This window comes from Streptomyces melanosporofaciens, assembly GCF_900105695.1.
In the GTDB taxonomy this organism is placed as follows: Bacteria; Actinomycetota; Actinomycetes; order Streptomycetales; family Streptomycetaceae; genus Streptomyces; species Streptomyces antimycoticus.
In genome coordinates this window covers 3,384,429-3,406,287 of the sequence record NZ_FNST01000002.1, presented here as the reverse complement: position 1 = coordinate 3,406,287, position 21,859 = coordinate 3,384,429, and the positions used below count along the sequence as shown (strand labels likewise).

The 21,859-nt window shown below is 72.5% G+C and carries 18 protein-coding genes; 5 read left to right on the top strand and 13 right to left on the bottom strand.

Annotation, left to right across the window (positions count from 1 at the left end):
- Complete coding sequence (gene pdhA, locus BLV72_RS17145) at positions 1 to 1,167, bottom strand: pyruvate dehydrogenase (acetyl-transferring) E1 component subunit alpha (RefSeq protein ID WP_093463267.1); 1,167 nt, start codon at positions 1,165 to 1,167, stop codon at positions 1 to 3.
- Between the two features lie 322 nt (positions 1,168 to 1,489).
- Here pdhA (BLV72_RS17145) and BLV72_RS17140 point away from each other — a divergent pair, with 322 nt between their 5' ends.
- Together BLV72_RS17140 and BLV72_RS17135 are read left to right on the top strand one after the other, a co-directional pair.
- Positions 1,490 to 2,158 (top strand): response regulator, encoded by a 669-nt coding sequence (locus BLV72_RS17140; RefSeq protein ID WP_093463265.1) that lies wholly within the window; start codon positions 1,490 to 1,492, stop codon positions 2,156 to 2,158.
- Between the two features lie 292 nt (positions 2,159 to 2,450).
- Complete coding sequence (locus BLV72_RS17135; RefSeq protein ID WP_093463264.1) at positions 2,451 to 3,488, top strand: phosphotransferase; 1,038 nt, start codon at positions 2,451 to 2,453, stop codon at positions 3,486 to 3,488.
- Positions 3,489 to 3,529: 41 nt separating this feature from the next.
- On the opposite strand, the gene BLV72_RS17130 is transcribed toward BLV72_RS17135, so the two are convergent.
- Positions 3,530 to 5,104, bottom strand: a complete 1,575-nt coding sequence (locus tag BLV72_RS17130; protein WP_093463262.1) for a protein kinase domain-containing protein — start codon at positions 5,102 to 5,104, stop codon at positions 3,530 to 3,532.
- A gap of 311 nt (positions 5,105 to 5,415) precedes the next feature.
- Between BLV72_RS17130 and BLV72_RS17125 the strand changes: the two genes are divergently transcribed.
- Positions 5,416 to 7,062 (top strand): protein kinase domain-containing protein, encoded by a 1,647-nt coding sequence (locus BLV72_RS17125; RefSeq protein ID WP_093463261.1) that lies wholly within the window; start codon positions 5,416 to 5,418, stop codon positions 7,060 to 7,062.
- Positions 7,063 to 7,177: 115 nt separating this feature from the next.
- Here the strand turns inward: BLV72_RS17125 and BLV72_RS17120 are convergent, their stop codons facing one another.
- The 9 genes from BLV72_RS17120 to pdhA (BLV72_RS17080) form a co-directional block, all read right to left on the bottom strand.
- Complete coding sequence (locus BLV72_RS17120) at positions 7,178 to 7,744, bottom strand: bacterial proteasome activator family protein (protein ID WP_093463259.1); 567 nt, start codon at positions 7,742 to 7,744, stop codon at positions 7,178 to 7,180.
- A gap of 63 nt (positions 7,745 to 7,807) precedes the next feature.
- Complete coding sequence (locus BLV72_RS47955; protein WP_167746266.1) at positions 7,808 to 8,356, bottom strand: hypothetical protein; 549 nt, start codon at positions 8,354 to 8,356, stop codon at positions 7,808 to 7,810.
- 299 nt (positions 8,357 to 8,655) lie between these two features.
- The gene (locus tag BLV72_RS17110) at positions 8,656 to 9,633 is read right to left on the bottom strand and encodes an NAD(P)H-quinone oxidoreductase (protein WP_093463256.1); all 978 of its coding nucleotides are present in this window, start codon (positions 9,631 to 9,633) and stop codon (positions 8,656 to 8,658) included.
- A 10-nt stretch (positions 9,634 to 9,643) separates the two neighbouring features.
- Positions 9,644 to 10,699, bottom strand: a complete 1,056-nt coding sequence (locus tag BLV72_RS17105) for a potassium channel family protein (protein ID WP_093463255.1) — start codon at positions 10,697 to 10,699, stop codon at positions 9,644 to 9,646.
- Positions 10,680 to 12,422, bottom strand: a complete 1,743-nt coding sequence (locus BLV72_RS17100) for a molybdopterin molybdotransferase MoeA (protein WP_425288522.1) — start codon at positions 12,420 to 12,422, stop codon at positions 10,680 to 10,682. Before BLV72_RS17100 ends, BLV72_RS17105 begins: the two co-directional genes overlap by 20 nt.
- Positions 12,423 to 12,751: 329 nt before the next feature.
- The gene (locus BLV72_RS17095) at positions 12,752 to 13,516 is read right to left on the bottom strand and encodes a DUF6457 domain-containing protein (RefSeq protein WP_244321407.1); all 765 of its coding nucleotides are present in this window, start codon (positions 13,514 to 13,516) and stop codon (positions 12,752 to 12,754) included.
- Positions 13,517 to 13,608: 92 nt separating this feature from the next.
- The gene (locus BLV72_RS17090; RefSeq protein WP_093463252.1) at positions 13,609 to 14,895 is read right to left on the bottom strand and encodes a dihydrolipoamide acetyltransferase family protein; all 1,287 of its coding nucleotides are present in this window, start codon (positions 14,893 to 14,895) and stop codon (positions 13,609 to 13,611) included.
- Positions 14,895 to 15,944 carry an alpha-ketoacid dehydrogenase subunit beta gene (locus BLV72_RS17085; RefSeq protein ID WP_093463250.1) on the bottom strand — a complete coding sequence of 350 codons (1,050 nt, stop codon included), beginning with the start codon at positions 15,942 to 15,944 and terminating at the stop codon, positions 14,895 to 14,897. Before BLV72_RS17085 ends, BLV72_RS17090 begins: the two co-directional genes overlap by 1 nt.
- Complete coding sequence (pdhA, locus tag BLV72_RS17080) at positions 15,944 to 17,086, bottom strand: pyruvate dehydrogenase (acetyl-transferring) E1 component subunit alpha (RefSeq protein ID WP_093463249.1); 1,143 nt, start codon at positions 17,084 to 17,086, stop codon at positions 15,944 to 15,946. Before pdhA (BLV72_RS17080) ends, BLV72_RS17085 begins: the two co-directional genes overlap by 1 nt.
- A 183-nt stretch (positions 17,087 to 17,269) precedes the next feature.
- Between pdhA (BLV72_RS17080) and BLV72_RS17075 the strand changes: the two genes are divergently transcribed.
- Positions 17,270 to 17,758, top strand: a complete 489-nt coding sequence (locus BLV72_RS17075) for an Lrp/AsnC family transcriptional regulator (RefSeq protein WP_093463247.1) — start codon at positions 17,270 to 17,272, stop codon at positions 17,756 to 17,758.
- A 15-nt stretch (positions 17,759 to 17,773) separates the two neighbouring features.
- On the opposite strand, the gene BLV72_RS17070 is transcribed toward BLV72_RS17075, so the two are convergent.
- Both BLV72_RS17070 and BLV72_RS17065 read right to left on the bottom strand, forming a co-directional pair.
- A complete protein-coding gene (locus BLV72_RS17070) occupies positions 17,774 to 18,367 on the bottom strand; it encodes a TetR/AcrR family transcriptional regulator (RefSeq protein WP_093463246.1) in 594 nt (197 codons plus the stop codon).
- Positions 18,368 to 18,369: 2 nt separating this feature from the next.
- On the bottom strand, positions 18,370 to 19,887 hold the full coding sequence (locus tag BLV72_RS17065) for a 3-hydroxyacyl-CoA dehydrogenase (RefSeq protein ID WP_093463244.1): 1,518 nt from the start codon (positions 19,885 to 19,887) through the stop codon (positions 18,370 to 18,372).
- Between the two features lie 129 nt (positions 19,888 to 20,016).
- Between BLV72_RS17065 and paaN the strand changes: the two genes are divergently transcribed.
- On the top strand, positions 20,017 to 21,741 hold the full coding sequence (gene paaN, locus BLV72_RS17060; protein WP_093463243.1) for a phenylacetic acid degradation protein PaaN: 1,725 nt from the start codon (positions 20,017 to 20,019) through the stop codon (positions 21,739 to 21,741).
- Positions 21,742 to 21,859 lie beyond the last annotated feature (118 nt).

Sequence of the window (21,859 nt, the reverse complement as noted above, 5' to 3'; positions counted from 1 at the left end):
TCAGATGCCCTCCTCAGCGGTGACGAACGAAGCCTGGTACTCGGCGAACTGCGCCCGCTCCTCGTCGACGAGCGCGTGCCCGTCGGCGTAGGTGTGCTCGAACAGCGCCATGTCATCGGGGTCGGGCATGGCCCGCACCGCGTCCCGTACACGCTTGGCCAGCGCGTCGCTCTCCCGCTCCAGCTCGGCGAAGAACGCGTCGTCGGCCAGGCCCTCGCGGGTCAGCAGGGTGCGCAGCCGCAGGATCGGGTCCTTGGTCTCCCACAGCTCCCGCTCCTCGGGGGAGCGGTAGCGCGTCGGGTCGTCGGAGGTGGTGTGGGCGCCCATGCGGTAGGTGAACGCCTCGATGAGCATCGGGCCCTGCCCGGTGCGCGCCCGCTCCAGGGCGGCCTTGGTGACGGCCAGGCAGGCGAGGACGTCATTGCCGTCCACCCGCACGCCGGGGAAGCCGTAGCCCTGGGCGCGCTGGTAGAGCGGGACCCGGGTCTGCTTCTCGGTGGGCTCGGAGATGGCCCACTGGTTGTTCTGGCAGAAGAAGACCACCGGCGCGTTGTACACCGCGGAGAAGGTGAACGACTCGGCGACATCGCCCTGGCTGGAGGCGCCGTCACCGAAGTAGGCCAGGACCGCGGCGTCGGCGCCGTCCTTGGCGATGCCCATCGCGTAGCCGGTCGCGTGCAGCGTCTGCGAGCCGATCACGATGGTGTACAGGTGGAAGTTGTTGCTGTTCGGGTCCCAGCCGCCGTGGTTCACCCCGCGGAACATCCCGAGCAGATTGGTCGGGTCGACGCCACGGCACCAGGCCACACCGTGCTCGCGGTAGGTCGGGAAGACGTAGTCGTCGTCGTGCAGCGCCCGGCCGGAGCCGATCTGCGCCGCCTCCTGGCCGAGCAGCGACGCCCACAGGCCCAGTTCGCCCTGGCGCTGCAGGGTGGTCGCCTCGGCGTCGAACCGCCGTGTCAGCACCATGTCCCGGTACAGACCGCGCAGCTCCTCCGGGGTCGGGTCGATGGCGTATTCGGGGTGCTCGACACGCTCGCCCTCGGGGGTCAGCAGCTGTACGAGTTCGGTCTGGCCCTCCGGCTGCTTCTTGGCGTCCCGCGCGGTGGTGCTGCGCTTGGCTCCGCTGCGGCGCGGCTTGCGCGCGGCAGTGCTCTCCACGGTCACGTGTGCTCCTCCGTCTGTCCGGCCCCCGGGATCCGCCGGCGGCCAGTTGCGGCTCGCCCGTTCCGTCTCGGCACACGGGGTGGGTGCGCCGAGGCATGGCCGGGCGTGACAGGTTCCCGGCGGCTGGCCCTGCACAAGGCACGTTACCCAGTGCGTCGCATGTCTGCGAAACCCCACCTGACCTGCAATTTTGCTTGGATTTCCAAGTAAATCGCGCGAGGGGGGAAACATCCACTGGTCACAGCCCCGCAGGCCGCCGGACAAGCGCACGTTATCCCGCTGGACAAGGGCACGGGAAGACATGGTGTGTGAGACTGGATCCGTGCGCGAAGAAGGAAAAATAGGGATTTTCCTGGTTGACGACCATGAAGTCGTCCGACGCGGCGTACGGGATCTGCTCGCGAGCGCGCCGGACATGGCGGTGGTCGGCGAGGCGGGCACCGCGGCAGACGCCCTGGCGCGGATCCCGGCCGCCCGTCCGGATGTCGCCGTCCTGGACATCCGGCTGCCCGATCGCAGCGGGGTCGAGGTCTGCCGGGAGATCCGCGCCCGCGACGAGAGCATCCGCTGCATGATGCTCACCTCCTTCGCCGACGACGAGGCCCTCTTCGACGCCATCATCGCGGGTGCCTCCGGCTATGTCCTGAAAGACATTCGCGGCGAGGAACTGCTCTCCGCCGTCCGGGACGTGGCCGCGGGCCGGTCGCTGCTCGACCCGGTGGCCACCGCGCGGGTGCTGGAGCGGCTGCGCGGCCAGACGGCCGCCAAACCGGACGACCGGCTCGCCGCCCTCACCGAACAGGAGCGCCGCATTCTGCTGCTGATCGGGGAGGGGCTCACCAATCGGGCGATCGGCGAGCGGCTCCATCTCGCCGAGAAGACGATCAAGAACTATGTCTCCAGCCTGCTCGCCAAGCTGGGCATGGAGCGCCGGTCGCAGGCGGCGGCCTATGTCGCCCGGATGCAGGCGACCCAGCCCCAGAAGCACTAGCCCTGACGGGGGCGGCGCGAGCCCGGAAGCGCTACGGGGGTGTCCGCCGCGTGGCAGGGGCCTCGCCCCCAGGCCCCGGGGTCTGGGGCGGAGCCCCAGTTGAGGGAAGGGGCGGGGAGGGGAAACGGCCCGCCGCAGGCGCCAGGACCCGTCGGACAGCCCAGCCCCGGGCGGGCGACACGGGCCGAGACGCACCGGCCCCGTCCCGGTCAACGGGCCGTACCCCGGTGTGCCGTGCGTCGTCGTCCTCGCGCGCCATGGCGGTGATCCCCGGTGATCTAACATCTGGCAGGTGCCGCGCTCACATGTACACTCCGCCGAGGCCGCTCCCGACGGGGAAACCCTGGGCGCCCTGCTCCGCCGCTACGACAGCGCCGGTGAGGCCGTCTCCTGCGAACCCCTCACCCAGGGGCTGCTCAACCGGGGCTACCGCCTCGCCACCACCCGCGGCCGGTTCTTCCTCAAACACCACCTCGACGGCGACCGCACCGCCATCGCCCGCCAGCACCGGGTCACCCAGCGGCTGGACGCGCTCGGGGTGCCCGTCGCCCCGCCGGTCCCCGACGCCGACGGCCGTACGGTCGCCGTCATCGGCGGCCGCTGCTACGCGTTACACCCCTGGATCGACGGACAGCACCGCGCCGGCGGTGAGCTGACCACCCCCCAGTGCTGGCGGCTGGGCGGCCTGCTCGGGCTTGTCCACACCTGTCTGGAGCGCGTCATGCGGGCCCGTACGGGCGACCGCCGGCCGCCCGAGGAGGCGGCCGACCCCGAGGACACCTTCGACGTCATCGACGAGCTGCTCACGCTGATCCGGGGGCGCCGGGACCGCGACAGCTTCGACGAGCTCGCCGAGCACCGCCTGGTCGAGCGGCGGACGCTGCTGGAGCGGCACGCCCACCGCCGCCCGGAGGCCCACGCCGTCCCCGTCGCCGGCTGGGTGCACGGCGACTTCCACCCGCTGAACCTGCTCTACCGCGACACGGAACCGGCCGCCATCGTCGACTGGGACCGGCTCGGGGTGCAGCCGCGCGCCGAGGAGGCGGTCCGGGCCGCCGCGATCTTCTTCGTACGGCCCGACGGCACCCTGGAGCTCACCAAGGTGCGCTCCTACGCACGGGCGTACCGCTGCACGGCGGGGGCCGGGGTCTCCGAGATGGCCGCGGCCGTGCACCGGGTGTGGTGGGAGCGGCTCAATGACTTCTGGATGCTGCGCTGGCGCTACCAGCGCGGGGACCGGCGCGCCGATCCGCAGTTCCCGGCGGCCGCGGCGCTGGTGGTGTGGTGGACCCGGGAGTACGACGCGGTCCGCGACGCCTTCTGCGGGTGACCCCTACGGCCGCAGGCGGCGCCGGGGGCGCCCCCGGGCCGTTACGGAATGCCGCCGTCCGTGGCGCCCGCCGTACCGGTGGGGTCGGCGGTGGGCTCGGTCGGCCCGTCGTCGGTGGGCTCGGTGGTCGGCTCATTGCCGCCCGGGGTGGTCGGCTCCCCGGTGGGCACGTTGGTACCCGGGTCCGTCTCCGAGTCCGTCGGCTCGTCCGTGGGGTCTTCGGAGTACGAAGGCGTCGGGTCCTCGGACGGGGTGTAGTCGTCGCCCGTGTTCCCGGCGGTGGAGTCATCGGTCGGGACCGAGTCGTCGCCCGTGTCGTCGGTCGGCTCGTCGCTGGGCTTGGTGGTCTTGTCCTGGGTGACCGACGTCTTGGGCTTGGTCGGCTGCTTGTCGTCGTCCTTCTTGCCGGCCTGCAGGGCGAAGGCGACCCCCGCCGCGACCGCGATCACCGCGAGCACCGCGATCAGCCACACCTTGCCGCGGCCCTTACGGCGCCCGGAGCCGCCGTGGTAGCCGCCGTCACCGCCCCCGGGGCCGGTGACGATCGGCTGCTGTGAGGTCTCGCCGTGGCCGGGGTGCGGCAGCGCGGTGGTGGCACCGGGAACGCCCGGCATGCCCATGGCGGGGGTGGCGGCGCCCAGGTGCTGGGTGACCGGACCGGTGTTCCAGACGCCGGTGTGGCCGCCCGCCTCATGGAGCATCTGCAGCGCGTACTGGACCATGCCGCGCATTTCCTCGGCGCTCTGGAACCGGTCGTCCGGGTCCTTGGCGAGGGAGCGCATGACCAGGCCGTCCAGCTCCGGCGGCACGGTGCCGGAGGTCTCCGAGGGCGGCACCGGGGTGTCCTGGACGTGCTGGTAGACCACCGACAGCGGGGTCTCCCCGGTGAACGGGGGGCGCAGCGCCAGCAGCTCGTAGAGCAGACATCCGGTGGCGTACAGGTCGGAGCGGTGGTCCACGGCCTTGCCGAGGGCCTGCTCCGGCGAGAGGTACTGGGGTGTGCCCATGACCATGCCGGTCTGGGTCATCGTCGACTGCGCGCCGTGCAGGGCGCGGGCGATGCCGAAGTCCATCACCTTGACCGCGCCGCTGTGCGTGATGATCACGTTGGCGGGCTTGATGTCACGGTGCACGATGCCGTGCTGATGGCTGTAGGCGAGCGCCTCCAGCACCCCGGAGACGATGATCAGCGCCTGATCCGGCGGCGGTGCCTCGGCGTTGAGCAGCAGATCGCGGATGGTCCGGCCCTCGACCAGCTCCATGACGATGTACGGCACGGTGTTCTGGCCGACGGTGTCCTCGCCGGAGTCGTAGACCGCCACCACGGCGTGGTGGTTCAGCCCCGCGACGGACTGTGCCTCGCGGGTGAAGCGGGCCTTGGACACCGGGTCCTCGGCCAGATCGGCGCGGAGCAGCTTGACCGCGACCGTCCGGCCGAGCCGGAGGTCCTCGGCGGCGAAGACTTCCGCCATACCGCCGCGGCCGAGACGACCGGTAAGCCGATATCGACCATCGCCGACAAGTCCTCCGTTACCCCACGCTTCAGGCAAGTCCGGCATGCCGGACCCACTGGCGTCAGGTTCGGAGGGCCCCTGGGCGCTCTGGGTCTGTGCCATCGGTCCTCGCCGTCTCGTTCTCGGTGGGGGTCTGGTCGAGATCGCCCCGCCCGCGGGCGGTACGGTTCCTGCTAGGCACGCTACAGCCTTCGCGCCGTACATCGGTTGGTGATGGACCGGCCATCAAACCTGTTGACGCCAAAGCGATGCAAATCGCGTGACGGGTTCTTGCTCATCCGGTCACGGAACGGGCACGCGGCTTGACGTGTCCGTGGCCTGGGGCAGACTTGGCCACGATATCCAGAACATCAAGATCAATGCGTCGAAACGTGCGCGTCAGAGTAGTGAGTGCGCCGAGGGGGAAGTACGAAATGAGCCAGTACGGCGCATCAGGCAGGTATCACGGCCACTCTCTGGCGAACGGCCGCTATCAACTGCGCGACCTGCTGGGCGAGGGCGGAATGGCTTCCGTTCACCTGGCCTATGACTCCGTACTGGACCGCCAGGTCGCGATCAAGACGCTCCACACCGAACTGGGTCGCGAGCAGTCCTTCCGCGAGCGGTTCCGCCGCGAGGCCCAGGCTGTAGCCAAACTCACGCACACCAATATCGTCTCGGTCTTCGACACCGGCGAGGATTCGGTCGACGGCTCCCTGATGCCGTACATCGTCATGGAGTACGTCGAGGGCCAGCCGCTGCGCGCGGTTCTGGACACCGATGTCCGGCAATACGGCGCGATGCCGACCGAAAAGGCGCTGAAGATCACCGGCGATGTGCTGGCGGCGCTGGAAATCAGCCATGAGATGGGGCTGGTCCACCGCGACATCAAGCCCGGTAACGTGATGATGACCAAGCGCAATGTGGTCAAAGTCATGGACTTCGGCATCGCCCGCGCCATGCAGTCCGGGGTCACCTCCATGACCCAGACCGGCATGGTCGTCGGCACCCCGCAGTACCTCTCCCCCGAGCAGGCGCTGGGCCGCGGCGTCGACGCCCGCAGCGATCTGTACTCGGTCGGCATCATGCTCTTCGAGCTGCTGACCGGCCGACTGCCCTTCGACGCGGACTCGCCGCTGGCCATCGCGTACGCGCACGTCCAGGAGGAGCCCGTCGCGCCCTCCACGATCAACCAGTCCATTCCCCCGGCGGTGGACGCGCTGGTCGCCCGCGCCCTGAAGAAGAACCCGAACGAGCGCTTCCCGACCGCCGAGGCCATGCGCGACGAATGCGCCCGGGTCACCCGTACCGGGCAGACCGGCGCCTCCCCGATCATCATCAGCGGCGGTCCGCCGGCCCGCAGCGGCGTCGGTGTCGGCTCGGCGGTCTTCCCGCCGATCGACCAGCAGACCCCCGCCCCCGGCCCCGGCAGCGTCCAGACGCCGTACCAGCCGCAGCCCTCCGCCGGGCAGTACGGCGCCTTCGGCCCGTCCACCCCGGCCCCGGCCACCCCGCCGATGGGGCAGCACGGCTACCAGACCCCGACGCCCTCCTACCAGGGCCCCAGCACCCCGCCGCCGTACAGCATCTCGCCCTCGGCGCCGTCCGGAGGCGGCGGCAACGGCAACAAGCGCGTGATCATAGGCTCGGCCGTCGTCGCGGCGGTCGCGGTCATCGCCGTGGTCCTGGCCATCGCGTTCAGCGGTGACGGCGGCTCCAAGGACGAGAGCAAGGGGGGCGGGGGTGGCGGCGGCAAGCCGTCGAAGCCGTCGGCCTCCGACACCGCCTCGGGCTTCCGCATGGGCGACAAGACCAAGACGATCGAAACGTCGAAGTGCACCGACGCCTATGAGGACTCCGACGAGAAGGGCACGTACTCGGTGCCCGACTTCCAGAACCTCTACATCGACTCGGTGAAGAAGTGCATCCGGGCCGCGGGCTGGAAGTACCGCGTGGTGACCCAGGACGAGAATCTGTGGGGCAAGGGCACCGTCCTCAATTACACGTACCGGAACTACGAGCCGTACAACCCCAAGACGGACACCATCGAGCTGACCGTCTCCACGGGTAACCCGGGGTAGCCACGGCTCCGCGCCGACCACGCATCCGGCGTACCCCGCCCGACTCCGCACACGACGCCGCGGGCCGCACCTTCCGGTGCGGCCCGCGGCGTCGTTTCGTCGTGCGGTGCGTGGCTCAGAGATACGGCCCCGAGCGGGCGCCGCCCGGCTTGGGCGCGTCCTCGTCCTCCTCGCCCCCGCCGAGCCCGGGCGGCAGCGCCCGGCGCATCTGCTCCAGCTGGGCACGCGCCGCCATCTGCTGCGCGAACAGGGTGGTCTGGATGCCGTGGAACAGCCCCTCCAGCCAGCCGACCAACTGGGCCTGGGCGATCCGCAGTTCCGCCTCGGTGGGCACCGCCTCGTCCGTGAAGGGCAGCGACAGCCGCTCCAGCTCCCCGATCAGCTCGGGTGCGAGCCCGTCCTCCAGCTCCTTCACCGAGCTGGAGTGGATCTCCTTGAGCCGGACCCGGCTGGCCTCGTCGAGGGGTGCGGCGCGCACCTCCTCCAGCAGCTGCTTGATCATGCTGCCGATCCGCATGACCTTCGCCGGCTGCTCGACCATGTCTGTCACGGGAATCTCGCGCGACTCGTCGTCACCACTGCCCTCGCCAGAAGCAGGACCGCCGCCGAGTGCCATGCCGTCCGGACCGACGACCAGGACGTGCGGGCTCTCCTGCGCTCGTTCGTTCATCGGCTGGTTCATACCCCTATTGTTCCGCACCGGCATCCGGTCCGGCGGTCGAGGGTCCAGGATTCGGCGCCGATGTCAGCGGCGGCGCAGCCGCAGACCGAAGAACGCCAGGCCGAGGCCGAGACCGGTGAGCGCGAGACCGGTGCCCAGCGGCAGCACCCGCATCGCCCGCTCGCTGGGCTCGGTGGCGGTCCGCTGAGCACCGTAAGGCTGCCCGGAGGGGAGCGGCTCGCGCGCCTGGTGGCGGTCCGGGCGCTGTGGCATGGGGAGGGAGGACGGCGTCCACTCGGGCACCAGCGAGAACCGTCCGGCCCCCTCGTCGCTCTCGGTCCCGCTCTCGTTCCCGTCTCCGTCCCCGTCCCCGTCCCGTGTCCCGGCCGAGGGGTCCTCGTCCGGCGGTGAGGAGGCGGGGGGCCGGGTGCGGCCGGGGTGCGTACGGCCCTCGCCCGCCCGGGTGCCCGCCAGCCCACCGCCGTCATCGTCGTCGGCGCGGGCGGCGGGGGTGGTCGAGGCGGCGGAGGTGGCGGACGCGGCGTGGGCGGCCTGGGCCGCCTGGGTGGCGGTCAGGGCGGTGCCCGCCAGCAGGGCCGCCGCGGGGAGCGTGCGGAGTGTCGCAGGGTTCACGGTGGTCACCCTCCCGTGCCGAACCGTTGCGTAACGGGATCAGCGTCACATGAGGGTACGCACCGGGCACTCTGGGCGCCGCCGTACGGACCGCGACGCCGCAGTGGCTACCGCGACGCCGCCGTGGCTGCGACGCCGCCGTCCGTACGGGTCGCGGCCGGGCCGGGGCCGGGCGGTTCCGCGGCAGAGCCGGGGCGGCCCGGCGGGTCCGGCGTGCGGACCGCCGGACCGCCCCGTACGAACGCTCCTTACGGCTTCCATCAGCGCCCCGGGCCTGTCTGTCCGTGCCGCTCAGCCGATCAGGTCGTCAGCAGGATCTTCCCCACATGCTCGCTGGACTCCAGCAGCCGGTGGGCCTCCGGGGCATCCCGCATCGGGACGGTGCGGTAGACGATCGGGCGGACCCGGCCGCCCGCGATCAGCGGCCAGACATGCTCCCGCACCGCCGCGATGATCGCCGCCTTCTGCGCCAGTGAGCGGCCCCGCAGTCCGGTGGCCGTCACGGCGGCGCTCTTGGAGAGCAGACCGGCCAGGTTCAGCTCGGCCTTCGCCCCGCCCTGCAGCCCGATGATCGCCAGTCGGCCGTTGGTGGCGAGCGTCTGTACATTCCGGGCGAGGTACTTCGCGCCGACGATGTCCAGGATGACGTCGGCCCCCACGCCGTCGGTGGCCCGGCGGATCTCCTCGACGAAGTCCTGCTCGCGGTAGTCGATCAGGATGTCGGCGCCCAGCTCCCGGCAGGCCGCCAGCTTCTCCGGGCCGCCCGCGGTCACCGCGACCCGCGCCCCGACCGCCTTGGCGAGCTGGATCGCCATGGTGCCGATACCGCTCGATCCGCCGTGCGCCAACAGTGTCTCGCCCGGCCGGAGATGGGAGATCATGAAGACGTTGGACCATACGGTCGCGGTCACTTCGGGCAGCGCGGCGGCTGTGACCAGGTCCACGCCCTCGGGGAGGGGCAGCAGCTGCCCCGAGGGAACCACCACCTTCTCGGCATATCCACCGCCCGCGAGCAGGGCGCACACCTCATCGCCCACGGCCCAGCCGGTGACGCCGGGGCCCAGCGCCGAGATCCGGCCCGAGCACTCCAGTCCGGCGTAGGGCGCGGCTCCGGGGGGTGGCGGATAGACGCCCTGGCGCTGCAGCACATCCGCGCGGTTGACGCCGGCGGCGGCCACGTCGACCAGGACCTCGCCCTCACCGGGTACGGGATCGGGGACCTCGGCCCATACCAGGGCTTCGGGGCCACCGGGTTCGGGAATCGTGATCGCATGCATGGCCGCGAGGCTACTCCTGGACCATCGGCGCGCGAACGATCGTGATCAGCCGGTCGGCCGCCTGCAGCGGGCTGGCGTCGGGGTCGTCGTAGGCGAGCAGACGGTGGCCGCGCAGCACCGACACCACGAGGTCGTCGGTGTCCCGCACCGACTTGCCCACCTCCGCCTTCACCACCGTGCGCTCCACCAGGTCCAGGCCCGAGCCCTGCTGGATCAGATCCTCGATCACCGCCCCGGCCGTCGGGCTCTGCACGCTCATGCCCAGCAGCCGGCCGGCCGCGCTGGCGCTGGTGATCACCGCGTCGGCTCCGGACTGGCGCAGCAGCGGCGCGTTCTCCTCCTCGCGCACCGCCGCCACGATGTTGGCGCCCCGGTTGAGCTGCCGGGCCGTCAGCGTGACCAGGACGGCGGTGTCATCGCGCTGGGTGGCAATCACGAACTGGCGGGCGCGCTGCGCCTCCGCGCGCAACAGCACATCGCTACGGGTCGCGTCGCCCACCACCCCCGCGAACCCGTCCGCGTTCGCCGCCTCGATCACCTTGTGGTTGGGGTCGACCACGACCACCCGGTTCTTGGCCAGTCCCGTCGCGCAGAGGGTCTGCACCGCGGACCGCCCCTTCGTGCCGAAGCCGACGACGACGGTGTGATCACGCAACGCTGACCTCCAGCGGTTCAGGCGGTACTGCTCGCGGGTCCGTTCGGCCAGGACTTCCAGGGTGGTGCCGACCAGGATGATCAGAAAGAGCACGCGCAACGGCGTGACCAGCAGGATGTTACTGAGCCGCGCGCTGTCGCTGTACGGCACGATGTCGCCGTATCCGGTCGTCGACAGCGTGACGGTCGAGTAGTAGACGGCGTCGAGGAAGTCGACGTTTTCGTCGGAGTTGTCGTGGTAGCCGGTGCGGTCGACGTACACGATGACCACGGTCAGCACCAGCACCAGCAGCGCCAGCAGCAGTCGGCTGGCGACCTGGCGCAGCGGGCCCGCGCGGAAGCGGGGCAGATGGACGCGGTGGCCGCCGTCCTCGGGAGTGCGGGCGGCCGCGTCATGGCTGGGCAGCTTCACGCCGGGCCCTCCTCGGGGGATATGTCCTCGCCGTCCCCGTGGCCCGCTGGTTTGTCCTTGCGGGGGCTCGCTTGGGGTGTGCGGTGGCCGGCTTGGGGGTGCGGAGGGCTCGGTCCGCGTGGCGCGTTTGGTCCGCATGGCGCGCTTGGTCCGCATGGCGCGTTTGGTCCGCGTAGCTCAGTTGCTCGGTCGCGATCGCCGACCACGGGAGATCCAGCACCTCGACCTCGGTGCCCCGCTCCGCCCCACCCGGCGGGATCACGGCGAGGCCGTCGGCCACCGCGATTCCCCGCAGCATCGCCGGGCCGTTGAAGCGCAGCGGCACCGCCGCGTCCTGCCGGAAGGCCACGGGGACCAGCCGGGTGTCCCGCGGATGTCCCTGTACGGCCTCGGCCAGCGGGGCCGGGCCGGGGGCGGGGGCCGGGCGGCCCGTCAGCGTCCGCAGCAGCGGCTCCGCGAGGGTCAGCAGACCGGACACCGCCGCGAGCGGATTGCCCGGGAGCCCCACCAGGTGGCGGGCGGGGCGGCTTTGGGGTCCGGGGGTTTCGGACTCTTCGGAGTTACCGGGGCCTTCGGGGTTTTGGGGGCTTTCGGGATTCTCGCGGCTCTCGCGGTTCTCCCGGTTCGGGCGGTTCTCGCGGTTCTCGCGGTTCTCGCGGTTCTCGCGGTTCTCGCGGTTCTCGCGGTTCTCGGGCGCGAGCCGGGCGAGCAGCATCGGGTGGCCGGGGCGCACCGCCACCCCGTCCACCAGCAGCTCGGCGCCCAGGCGGCGCAGGGTGGGGTGGACATGGTCCACGGGACCCGCGGCCGTGCCACCGGTCGTCACGACGACATCGGCGGACGACCCGGCCACCGCCGCACACACCACGTCCGCCTCGTCGGCCAGCCGCCGGGTGCCCGTGACCTCGGCACCGAGCGCCCGCAGCCACGGCCCGACCATCGGCCCCAGCGCGTCCCGGATCCGGCCGTCGTGCGGCAGCCCCTCGGTGAGCAGCTCATCACCGAGGACCAGCACCTCGACGCGCGGCCTGCGCACCGTCGGCAGTTCGTCGTACCCGGCCGCGGCGGCCAGGCCCAGTACGGCCGGGGTGACCAGGGTCCCGGCGGGGAGCAGCTGATCGCCGCTGCGGCACTCCTGGCCGCGGGTGCGGATGTCCTGGCCGAGGACGACGGGGTGGGCGGCGGACGCGTGGAGCCAGCCGTCGCCCGCGGCGGTGCCGTACTCGCTGCGCAGCACGGCGGTGGCGCCGGGCGGGACGCGGGCGCCGGTGGCGATGCGGACGGCGTGGCCGTCGGGCAGGGCGGCCGCCTCGCCGTGTCCGGCGAGGATGCCGTGGTCCTGGTCCTTTTCATCAGTGGGCAGTCGCCAGGGGCCGGGGCCCGCGAGCGCCCAGCCGTCCATGGCGGAGGTGTCGAAGGGCGGCAGATCGGTGAGTGCGGCGAGCGGCGCGGCCAGGACCTGCCCGAGCGCCTCGGACAGCGGCCGCATCACCGGGGCGGCGTGGGCGGCCTCCTTGACGGCGGCCCGGGCGGCGATGGCGCGCGCGTCGGGCCAGGAGGTGGGGCTGTGGTGCGGTTCGTCCATAAGGGGGTGCGGGTGGGAGGTGGGGGCGGCTGGGGTGCGTTTCGGGTGCGGGGCCGGGGTCTGCGGGGCGGGGGCCCTGGACCGCGTGTTTTCGCTGCCAGTGCCCTCTGACGAGTTACCCAGAAATTGGCGCCACACGTGTACGTCAGCGTCCAGAATCCCCTCCCCGCCCGCCCCGTCCCCTCCCGTCTCCTCGCGGCTCTCCCGCCGTTTCCCCGGCCGCTCATGGGCCAGGTCGAGCGCGGTCTCGGCCCAGTCCGTGCCGGTCGAGTCGGCGCTGTCGCCGCGGCCTCGTTCCGGGGCGGGCCGGTCCGGGCGGCCGTTGGCCAGGTTGAGGGCCGCGTCCGCCCAGTCCTCCTCGTCGGAGTACCCGGGGCCCTCCGGTGCGGGCTCCGCCTCGTTGGCCAGCGCCAGCGCCTCGTCGACCTCTCGATCGAGCGGGTCCCCGTCCCGGGGGTTGCGTGGTGTCACTGCTCCTCGGCCCAACGCGCGGCCAGCGCCGCGGCCTTCTCGGTCGCGGCGGCCAGTGCCTCCGGGCCGCCGCCCTTCTGTGCCGCGGCGTAGCCGACGAGGAAGGTGGTCAGTGGGGCTGCGGGCCGGGCGACGCCATGTGCGGCGTCACGGGCCAGATCGAGTAGCGCCGCGGTGTCGACATCCAGGTCGATCCCGAGCTCGGCCTTGACTGCGGTAATCCATTCGTCCAACACGCGTCCATGCTCCCTGATCCGCGCTCGAGCCGTGGTGATGTCCTCCCAGGTGTCGCAGTCGAACGACGCCGTGGGGTGCTGGAGGCGGGCCAGGGCCAGCTCGGAGACGAGGAGGCGCAGGGGCAGCCCGCCGAGGCCGCCGTGTTCGGTGGCGAGGAGGGCGATCTCGCGGCGCAGCGGCTCGGCGCGGTAGGCGGCGACGAGGGGCTGCTCGCGGCCGTCGGAGTCGATGAGGACGGCGCCTTCGGTGCCCTGGATGCCGTTGAGGAGGGTCTCCACCGTCTCGGGGGTGAGGAAGGGCAGATCGGCGGAGAGGACGAGGACGACCGGGGCGGTGGTCTGGCGGACGCCCGCGTCGACGGCCGCGACCGGGCCGCCACCGGGGGGCTCCTCCCGGGCCCACCGCACGGGCCGCACCGTGGGCCTGCGCGGGCCGACCACGACGGTCCGCCCGGCGCCGCGGCAGGCGTCCAGCACCCGGTCGAGCAGGGCTCGCCCGCCCACCCGCAGTGCGGGCTTGTCCATCCCACCGAGCCGCCGGGCGGCGCCCCCGGCCAGGATCACCGCGTCATACGCACCTGGAGTCACCCCATGAGTATGGCGCCGCCGGGCATCCGCTACAGCCGTCGCAACAACACCAGGGGCTGCTCCACGCAGTCGGCCACGTACCGCAGGAATCCGCCGGCGGTGCCCCCGTCGCACACCCGGTGGTCGAAGGTGAACGAGAGCTGCACCACCTGGCGCACCGCCAGCTCCCCCTGGTGCACCCAGGGCTTCGGGGCGATCCGGCCGACCCCGAGCATCGCCGCCTCGGGGTGGTTGATGATCGGGGTCGAGCCGTCGACCCCGAAGACCCCGTAGTTGTTCAGGGTGAAGGTGCCGCCGGTGAGCTGCGCGGGGGCGAGGGTCCCGGTCCGCGCGGCCTCGGTCAGCCGGGCGATCTCCTCGGACAGCCCCTCCATGGTCCGCGTCTGCGCGCCGCGCACCACGGGGACCACCAGGCCCCGGTCGGTCTGCGCCGCGAAGCCGAGGTGGACGTCGGGGAGCCGGATGATCTCCCGGCCTTCCATGTCCACCGTGGCGTTGAGCTCGGGGAAGCGCGCCAGGGCCGCCGTGCAGATACGGGCCAGGAGGGCGAGCACGGAGACCTTGGGCCCGCCCGCGGCGTTCATCGCCGCGCGGGCGGCGAGCAGTTCGGTCGCGTCGGCGTCCACCCAGCAGGTCGCGTCGGGGATCTCGCGCCGGCTGCGGGCGAGCTTGTCGGCCACGGCGCCCCGCACCCCGCGCAGCGGAATCCGCTCCCCCTCCGAGGCGGCCTCGGGTGCGGGGGCGGGTGCTGAGGATGGCGCGGCCGCGGGTGCGGGAGCCGCCACCGCTCGCTCCACGTCCGCCCGCAGAATCAGCCCCTCGGGGCCCGATCCCTTGAGCCGGCGCAGATCCACGTCATGCTCCCGGGCCAGCCGCCGTACCAGGGGCGAGATCACCGGCAGGGGCCCGGCGGGGGCCACCGCCACCGTCTCGCGCAGCGGCCCGGGGGAGAGCTGAACGCGGCGGCGCCGCGCGGCGGGACCGGCCGTGCCATAGCCGACCAGCACATTGCCCGATCCGCCGTCGGCCGCGCTCTCGGTGACCGGTGGAGCGGATCCGTCGTCCGAGCCCTCCGGCACGGCGACGGTGATCAGCGGTGCCCCGACCGGCACCTCCGCGCCCTCCTCGCCGTAACGGGCCGTCACCACGCCGCCGTAGGGGCACGGCACATCCACCATCGCCTTGGCCGTCTCGACCTCGACCACCGGCTGGTCGACCGCGACCACATCACCGACCTGGACCAGCCAGCGCACGATCTCGGCGCCGGTCAGCCCCTCGCCCAGATCGGGCAGGGTGAACTCCCGTACGACAGCCATCAGACGGCGCTCCCCTCGGTCCACTCCGACTCCCACTGCAGCCGGGCGACGGCGTCCAGCACCCGGTCCACACCGGGCAGATGGTGCCGCTCCAGCATGGGCGGCGGGTAGGGGATGTCGAATCCGGCGACCCGCAGCACGGGCGCCTCCAGATGGTGGAAGCAGCGCTCGGTGACCCGGGCCGCGATCTCCCCGCCGGGCCCGCCGAAGCCGGTGGCCTCGTGGACGACGGCCGCGCGGCCGGTGCGGCGCACGGAGGCGCACACCGTGTCGTCGTCGAAGGGGACGAGCGAGCGCAGATCGACGACCTCCAGATCCCAGCCCTCGGCCCGGGCCGCCTCGGCGGCTTCGAGGCACACCGGCACGGAGGGGCCGTAGGAGATCAGGGTGGCGCTGCGCCGGCCACCGGTGGCGGGCCTGCGCACCACCGCACGCCCGATCGGCGGCACCTGCTCGGGGGCGTCGGCCGACCAGTCGGCCTTGGACCAGTACAGCCGCTTGGGCTCAAGAAAGATCACGGGGTCGTCGGAGGCGATGGCGGCGCGCAGCAGCCCGTAGGCGTCGGCGACGGTCGCGGGGGCGACGACATGGAGGCCGGGGGTGGCCATGTAGTAGATCTCGGAGGAGTCGCTGTGGTGCTCGACACCGCCGATGCCGCCCCCGTAGGGCACCCGGACGGTGATCGGCATCGGCATCGCGCCCCGGGTGCGGTTGCGCATCCGCGAGACATGGCTGATGAGCTGCTCGAAGGACGGGTACGCGAAGGCGTCGAACTGCATCTCGACCACCGGCCGCAGCCCGTACATGGCCATGCCCACGGCGGTGCCGAGGATGCCCGCCTCGGCGAGCGGCGTATCCGTACAGCGGTCCTCGCCGAACTCCTTGGCGAGCCCGTCGGTGATCCGGAAGACGCCGCCCAGGGTGCCCACGTCCTCCCCGAGGACATGGACGGACGGGTCGGCGGCCATGGCGTCGCGCAGCGCGCGGCCGAGGGCCTGGGCCATGGTGGCGGGCTTACGGGCGGTGTCGGCCCCGATGGCGGTGGTCATCACTCCCCCTTCCCGGAGTCGCCGGCCTCGGCGTCGAGCTCCGCGCGAAGCTGGGCCGCCTGCTCGCGCAGCTGGCTGGTCCGGTCGGCGTAGACGTGCTCGAAGAGCTCCATGGGGTCGAGGACCGCGTCCTGGTGCATGCGCGTGCGCAGATCGGCGGCGAGCCGCTCCGCGGACTCCCGGGCGGCCCGGACTCCCTCGTCGTCCAGCAGACGGCGATCCCGCATGGCGTCCTCCAGGAGCGCTATCGGGTCGTGTGCCTGCCACGCCTCGACCTCGGAGTCGGGGCGGTAGCGGGTGGCGTCGTCGGCGTTGGTGTGGGCCTCGATGCGGTAGGTGACCGCCTCGACCAGGGTGGGGCCACCTCCGCCGCGGGCCCGGCGCACCGCCTCCGCCAGGACCTGGTGGACGGCGGCCACGTCATTGCCGTCGACGAGACGGCCGGGCATCCCGTACCCGACCGCCTTGTGGGCCAGGGAGGGCGCGGCGGTCTGCTTGGCGAGCGGGACGGAGATCGCGAAGCCGTTGTTCTGGACCAGGAAGACCACCGGGGCGTGCCAGACGGCCGCGAAGTTGAGGGCCTCGTGGAAGTCGCCCTCGCTGGTGCCGCCGTCGCCGACCAGGGCGAGGGCCACGACATCGTCGCCCTTGAGGCGGGCGGCGTGGGCGAGGCCGACGGCGTGCGGCAGCTGGGTGGCCAGCGGGGTGCACAGCGGGGCCACGCGGTGTTCGTGGGGGTCGTAGCCGGAGTGCCAGTCGCCGCGCAGCAGGGTCAGGGCGTCGACGGGGTCGAGCCCGCGGGCCACGGCGGCCAGGGTGTCGCGGTAGCTGGGAAAGAGCCAGTCGCGGTCCTCCAGCACCAGCCCGGCCGCGACCTGGCAGGCCTCCTGCCCGGTGGAGGAGGGATAGACGGCCAGCCGGCCCTGCCGGGTGAGGGCGGTGGCCTGGGCGTTGTACCGGCGGCCGCGCACCAGCTCGCGGTGGAGCCGGGTCAGCAGATCGGGGGAGATGTCGGCGGCAGCGGCGGTGCCCAGCAGGCGGTACGGCTCCGCGTCGGGCAGCAGCGGCGCGGCCTCGACGCGGGGCTGCCAGCCGGGCGGGGGAGTGGGCCGGTAGGCACCGGGCTGCTCAAGGACCGTCATGTCGCGACCTCCTGGGCGTGGCGTACGGCGGGAGGGCGGGACGTGCCGTGCGGCATCGCCCTCCCCCTACCGATTGTTCGGTCGTTGACGCATTTTGGCTACAGGCGACCCAAGCCTGTGGACAAACGGTTCTGCAGCGCCTGTGATGAAGACAGGACGTCCATGAAGGGGAGGCGGGACGATATGCGGGGCGAACAGATGGCCAATCCGGACGGCAAACCCCCGGCACGCCCTCTGGACGCCATCGATCACGACATCCTGCGTCTGCTCCGAACGGATGGCCGTGCCTCCATACGCTCCGTGGCCGAGCAGGTGCACGTCTCGCGCGCCAACGCCTACGCCCGGATCAACCGCCTGATCGACGACGGGGTGATCCGGGGCTTCAGCGCCCGGGTGGACCAGGAACGGGCCGGGCAGGGCGCGTCCGCATACATCACGCTGAAGATCGTCCAGAACTCCTGGCGCACCGTGCGCGAGCAGCTCCGCCGGCTCCCCGGTGCCGCCCACATCGCCCTGGTCAGCGGGGACTTCGATGTACTGCTCCTGGTGCACACCGAGGACAACCGCTCGCTGCGCGAGCTGGTCCTCACCCGGATCCAGGCCATACCGGAAGTGCTGAGCACCCGGACGCTGCTGGTCTTCGAGGAGACGGAGCTGGACTCGGAGCCGTAGTGGGGGCTGGAGCGCTCAGCGCTCCGTGCGCAGGCCCGCGAAGGCCGTACGGACCACGGCCTCGGCCACTTCCTGGGAGGTCGCGGCCCCGCCGCGGCCCGGCCGGTACCACTCCACAATGGAGTTGATCATGCCGAAGAGCAGCCGGGTCGCCAGCCGGGCGTCCACATCGGACCGCAGGTCGCCATCGGCCGCCGCCTGCTTGAGCAGCTCCGCGACCTGGTGGTCGAACTCCCGGCGCCGCTCCATGGCCCACCGCTCGGTGTCCGTGTTGCCCCGGACCCGCAGCAGCAGGGTGACGTAGGGCAGCTCCTCCATCAGCACCTCGCTGGTGCGCCGGGTCACATGCTCCAGCCGCTCGATCGCCCGCCCGTCGCGTGCGGCGGGCTCCTGGAGAATGCCGAACAGCCCGTCCAGCGCACGGCTTATGGCGAGCCGGAGCAGCTCCTCCTTGCCCTTCACATGGTGGTAGATGGAGGACTTGGAGATCCCGGCGGCTCGGGAGAGGTGCTCCATGGAGGTGCCGTCGTAGCCACGCTCGTTGAACACCTCCACGGCGACCGCGAGCAGCGATTCGGGCGTGTAGGTGTCGCGCTTGGCCATGGTCATGATTAGAGCAGCCTCTCATCGGCGGCGGCACGCCGGATCAGCGCCTGGGAGGGCGCGTAGCGGCCGGTCGGACAGGCTTGGTGGAGGTTGCGCAGCGTGTCGCGCACCCAGCGGGCGCCGAGCGCGCGCCCCCAGGCCAGCGGTCCGCGCGGGTAGTTGACCCCCGTCACCATGGCCATGTCCACGTCCTCGGGGCTCGCCACGCCGCGTGCGACGGCGTCCTCGGCGAAGTCCACGAGCATCGCGACCGTGCGGGCCACGACCATGCCGGGGACGTCCTGGACCACGCTGACCGCCTTACCGAGCGCCTGGAACAGGCCGATCGCGGACCGCAGGGACTCCTCGGTGGCGGCCGGGGACGGGGCGAGGGCGACACGGGCGGCGGTGCGGTAGTCCAGCGCCAGGTCGAAGCGGACCGTCGCGGCGAAGGGATCGTCGGTGGCGGTCGTGCCGTCGGTCAGGGACAGGCGGGTGCCATCGGGCAGGGCGAGATGTCCCCCGACGGGCTCGCGGGTCACCGGGATGCCCGCCTCCTCGATGAGGCCCACCAGCCCTTGCGCCGGCCCCAGGTCGCCGTGGAGGGCTACCTTCGCGGGCGGCTCGCACGGCTCGGCGGTGTGCGGGGCGGGCCGCCCGGCGCCCTCGGAGTGGTCGAACCAGCCGTGCCCCGTCTTGCGGCCGAGCCGTCCGGCGGCCACGAGCTGCCGCTGGGCGAGCGACGGCGTGAATTTCGGATCGTGGAACAGCGCTTCCCACACGGATCGGGTGACGGCCTCGTTCACGTCCTGGCCGATCAGGTCGGTGAGCTCGAAGGGGCCCATCCGGAAGCCGCCGGACTCCCGCAGCACGGCGTCCAGGGTGGCGGGGCCGGCGGCTCGCTCCTCGTACGCCCGGAACGCCTCGGCGTAGAAGGGACGGGCGATCCGGTTGACGATGAATCCGGGGGTGTCGGCGCAGCGCACCGGGGTCTTTCCCCAGGCCGCGACGGTCGCGTGGGCACGGTCGGCGGCGGCCGCGTCCGTGGCGGCGCCGCGCACCACCTCCACCAGCGGCATCAGCGGGGCCGGATTGAAGAAGTGCAGACCGACGAGGCGGCCGGGACGGCGCAGGACGCCCGCGACGGCCGTGACGGAGAGGGAGGAGGTGTTGGTGGCGAGCAGACAGCCGTCGGAGACCACCGATTCCAGCGCGGTGAACAGCTGCTGCTTGGCGCCGAGTTCCTCGAGGATCGCCTCGACCACCAGCTCCGCCTCGGCCAGGTCCGCGAGGTCGGCGACCGGGGCGAGCCGGCCGAGGGCCGCGTCACGGTCGGCGGCCGTGAGCCGTTCCTTGGCGACCAGCCGGCCGAGCCGGGCCGCGATGGCGTCGGCGGCCTGGGAGGCACGGCCGGGCGCCGCGTCGTAGAGCCGCACGGGATGGCCCGCGGCCAGCGCCACCTGGGCGATCCCCTGGCCCATCGTGCCGGTGCCGATGACGGCGACGACGCCGGCGCGGTCGATCCCACGGTCGCTCGCAGTCATGCCGCAGATCCTTTTCGACGAAGTTATCCACAGGTTCGCCAGGCCCTCTTGTCCCGACCGATCGTTCGGTTACTCTAACTCTGTCGCCCATTCCAGCCCAGCCCCAGCTCGACGAGGAGTTGGTCAGTCGTGACCGCCGCACTCACCACCGCGCAGTTGACGCAAGAGCACCGCCCCACCCTCGACCAGGCCCTGGAGGCGATTCGTACCCGCGCCTATTGGTCCCCGCACCCCGAGCACCCGAAGGCTTACGGCGGCGAGGGCGAGAGCGGGCGCCCGAGCCTGAGCGTCGCCGAGGGCCAGGCCGCGTTCGAGGCGCTGCGCGGCCGGCGCATCGAGCTGGACCAGCCGGGCACCGACGGCTGGACGGGCTCCGAAGTCTCGCCGTTCGGCGTCGAGATGGGCATGGAGTATCCGCATCCGGACCTCGATGTGCTCCTCCCGGCGATGCGGGCGGGGATGTCCGCCTGGCGGGAGGCCGGCCCGGAGACGCGGGCCATGGTGTGTCTGGAGATCCTGGCCCGGATCGGCGCCCGGTCGCATGAGTTCGCCCAGGCCGTCATGCACACCAGTGGTCAGGCGTACATGATGGCCTTCCAGGCCGGCGGCCCCCACGCCCAGGACCGCGGCCTCGAGGCGGTGGCGTACGCGTTCGCCGAGCAGACCCGCACCCCCGGCGCCGCGGACTGGTCCAAGCCGCAGGGCAAGCGCGACCCGCTGCGCCTGCGCAAGACGTTCACGGCCGTCCCGCGCGGTATCGCGCTGCTGATCGGCTGCAACACCTTCCCGACGTGGAACGGCTATCCGGGGCTCTTCGCCTCGCTCGCCACCGGCAATCCGGTGCTGGTCAAGCCCCACCCCCAGGCCGTGCTGCCGCTGGCGCTGACCGTCCAGGTGGCGCGCGAGGTGCTGAAGGAGGCGGGGTTCAGCCCCGATCTGGTGGCGCTGGCCGCCGAGCGGCCGGACGAGGGGATCGCCAAGGTCCTGGCCGTCCGCCCCGAGATCCGCATCATCGACTACACGGGCTCGACCGCCTTCGGCGACTGGCTGGAGACCCATGCCCGCCAGGCCCAGGTCTTCACCGAGAAGGCGGGGGTCAACACGGTGGTGATCGACTCCACCGACGACTACCGGGGCATGCTGGCCAACCTGGCGTTCTCCCTGTCCCTCTACAGCGGCCAGATGTGCACCACCCCGCAGAATCTGCTGATCCCCCGCGACGGCATCACCACCGACGCCGGTCCCAAGACCTACGACGAGGTGGTGGCCGACCTGGCGGCGGCGGTGGACGGGCTGCTGGGCGACGACGCCCGGGCGAGCGCGCTGCTGGGCGCGATCGTGGGCCCGCGGGTCCAGGAGCGGCTGGAGGCCGCGCCCGGCCTGGGCGCGGTTGCCCTGGCCTCGCGCACGGTGACCCACCCCGACTTCCCGGGCGCCACGGTCCGTACGCCGCTGATGGTCAAGGCGGACGGCGCCCGGAAGTTCTGGGAGGGGGCCGACGCGGACGCGCCCTATCTGTCCGAGTGCTTCGGCCCGGTCTCCTTCGCCGTCGCCGTCGACTCCACACAGGACGCGGTCGCGCTGCTGCGCCGGACCACCCGGGACAAGGGCGCGATGACGGTCGGCGCGTACACCGCCTCACCGGAGGCGGAGCGGCTGATCGAGGAGGCGTGCCTGGAGGAGTGTGCCCAGCTGTCGCTCAATCTGACCGGCGGGGTGTATGTGAACCAGACCGCGGCCTTCTCGGACTTCCACGGCTCGGGCGGCAACCCGTCGGCCAACGCCACCCTGTGCGACGGGGCGTTCGTGGCCGGCCGCTTCCGGATGATCGAGGTCCGCCGCCCGGCGGAGTAACGGCCCGGGGCGCGGTACGCGGGGCGTGTCACCGCACACGCCCCGCCCGCCCCGCCTGGAACCCGCCCGCCCCGCGCGGACACGGCCTCGGGGGGCGGGGGGCCGGGGGGGCGGGTCG

Excerpts from the sequence above, each read along its gene's own strand:
- BLV72_RS17070 (WP_093463246.1), bottom strand. The coding sequence starts at position 18,367 with ATGACCATGGCCAAGCGCGACACCTACACGCCCGAATCGCTGCTCGCG.
- pdhA (WP_093463249.1), bottom strand. The coding sequence starts at position 17,086 with ATGACGGTCCTTGAGCAGCCCGGTGCCTACCGGCCCACTCCCCCGCCC.
- BLV72_RS17085 (WP_093463250.1), bottom strand. The coding sequence starts at position 15,944 with ATGACCACCGCCATCGGGGCCGACACCGCCCGTAAGCCCGCCACCATG.
- BLV72_RS17110 (WP_093463256.1), bottom strand. The coding sequence starts at position 9,633 with ATGCATGCGATCACGATTCCCGAACCCGGTGGCCCCGAAGCCCTGGTA.
- BLV72_RS17090 (WP_093463252.1), bottom strand. The coding sequence starts at position 14,895 with ATGGCTGTCGTACGGGAGTTCACCCTGCCCGATCTGGGCGAGGGGCTG.
- BLV72_RS17125 (WP_093463261.1), top strand. The coding sequence starts at position 5,416 with ATGAGCCAGTACGGCGCATCAGGCAGGTATCACGGCCACTCTCTGGCG.
- BLV72_RS17120 (WP_093463259.1), bottom strand. The coding sequence starts at position 7,744 with ATGAACCAGCCGATGAACGAACGAGCGCAGGAGAGCCCGCACGTCCTG.
- BLV72_RS17065 (WP_093463244.1), bottom strand. The coding sequence starts at position 19,887 with ATGACTGCGAGCGACCGTGGGATCGACCGCGCCGGCGTCGTCGCCGTC.
- BLV72_RS17075 (WP_093463247.1), top strand. The coding sequence starts at position 17,270 with ATGCGGGGCGAACAGATGGCCAATCCGGACGGCAAACCCCCGGCACGC.
- BLV72_RS17095 (WP_244321407.1), bottom strand. The coding sequence starts at position 13,516 with ATGGACAAGCCCGCACTGCGGGTGGGCGGGCGAGCCCTGCTCGACCGG.
- BLV72_RS17130 (WP_093463262.1), bottom strand. The coding sequence starts at position 5,104 with ATGGCACAGACCCAGAGCGCCCAGGGGCCCTCCGAACCTGACGCCAGT.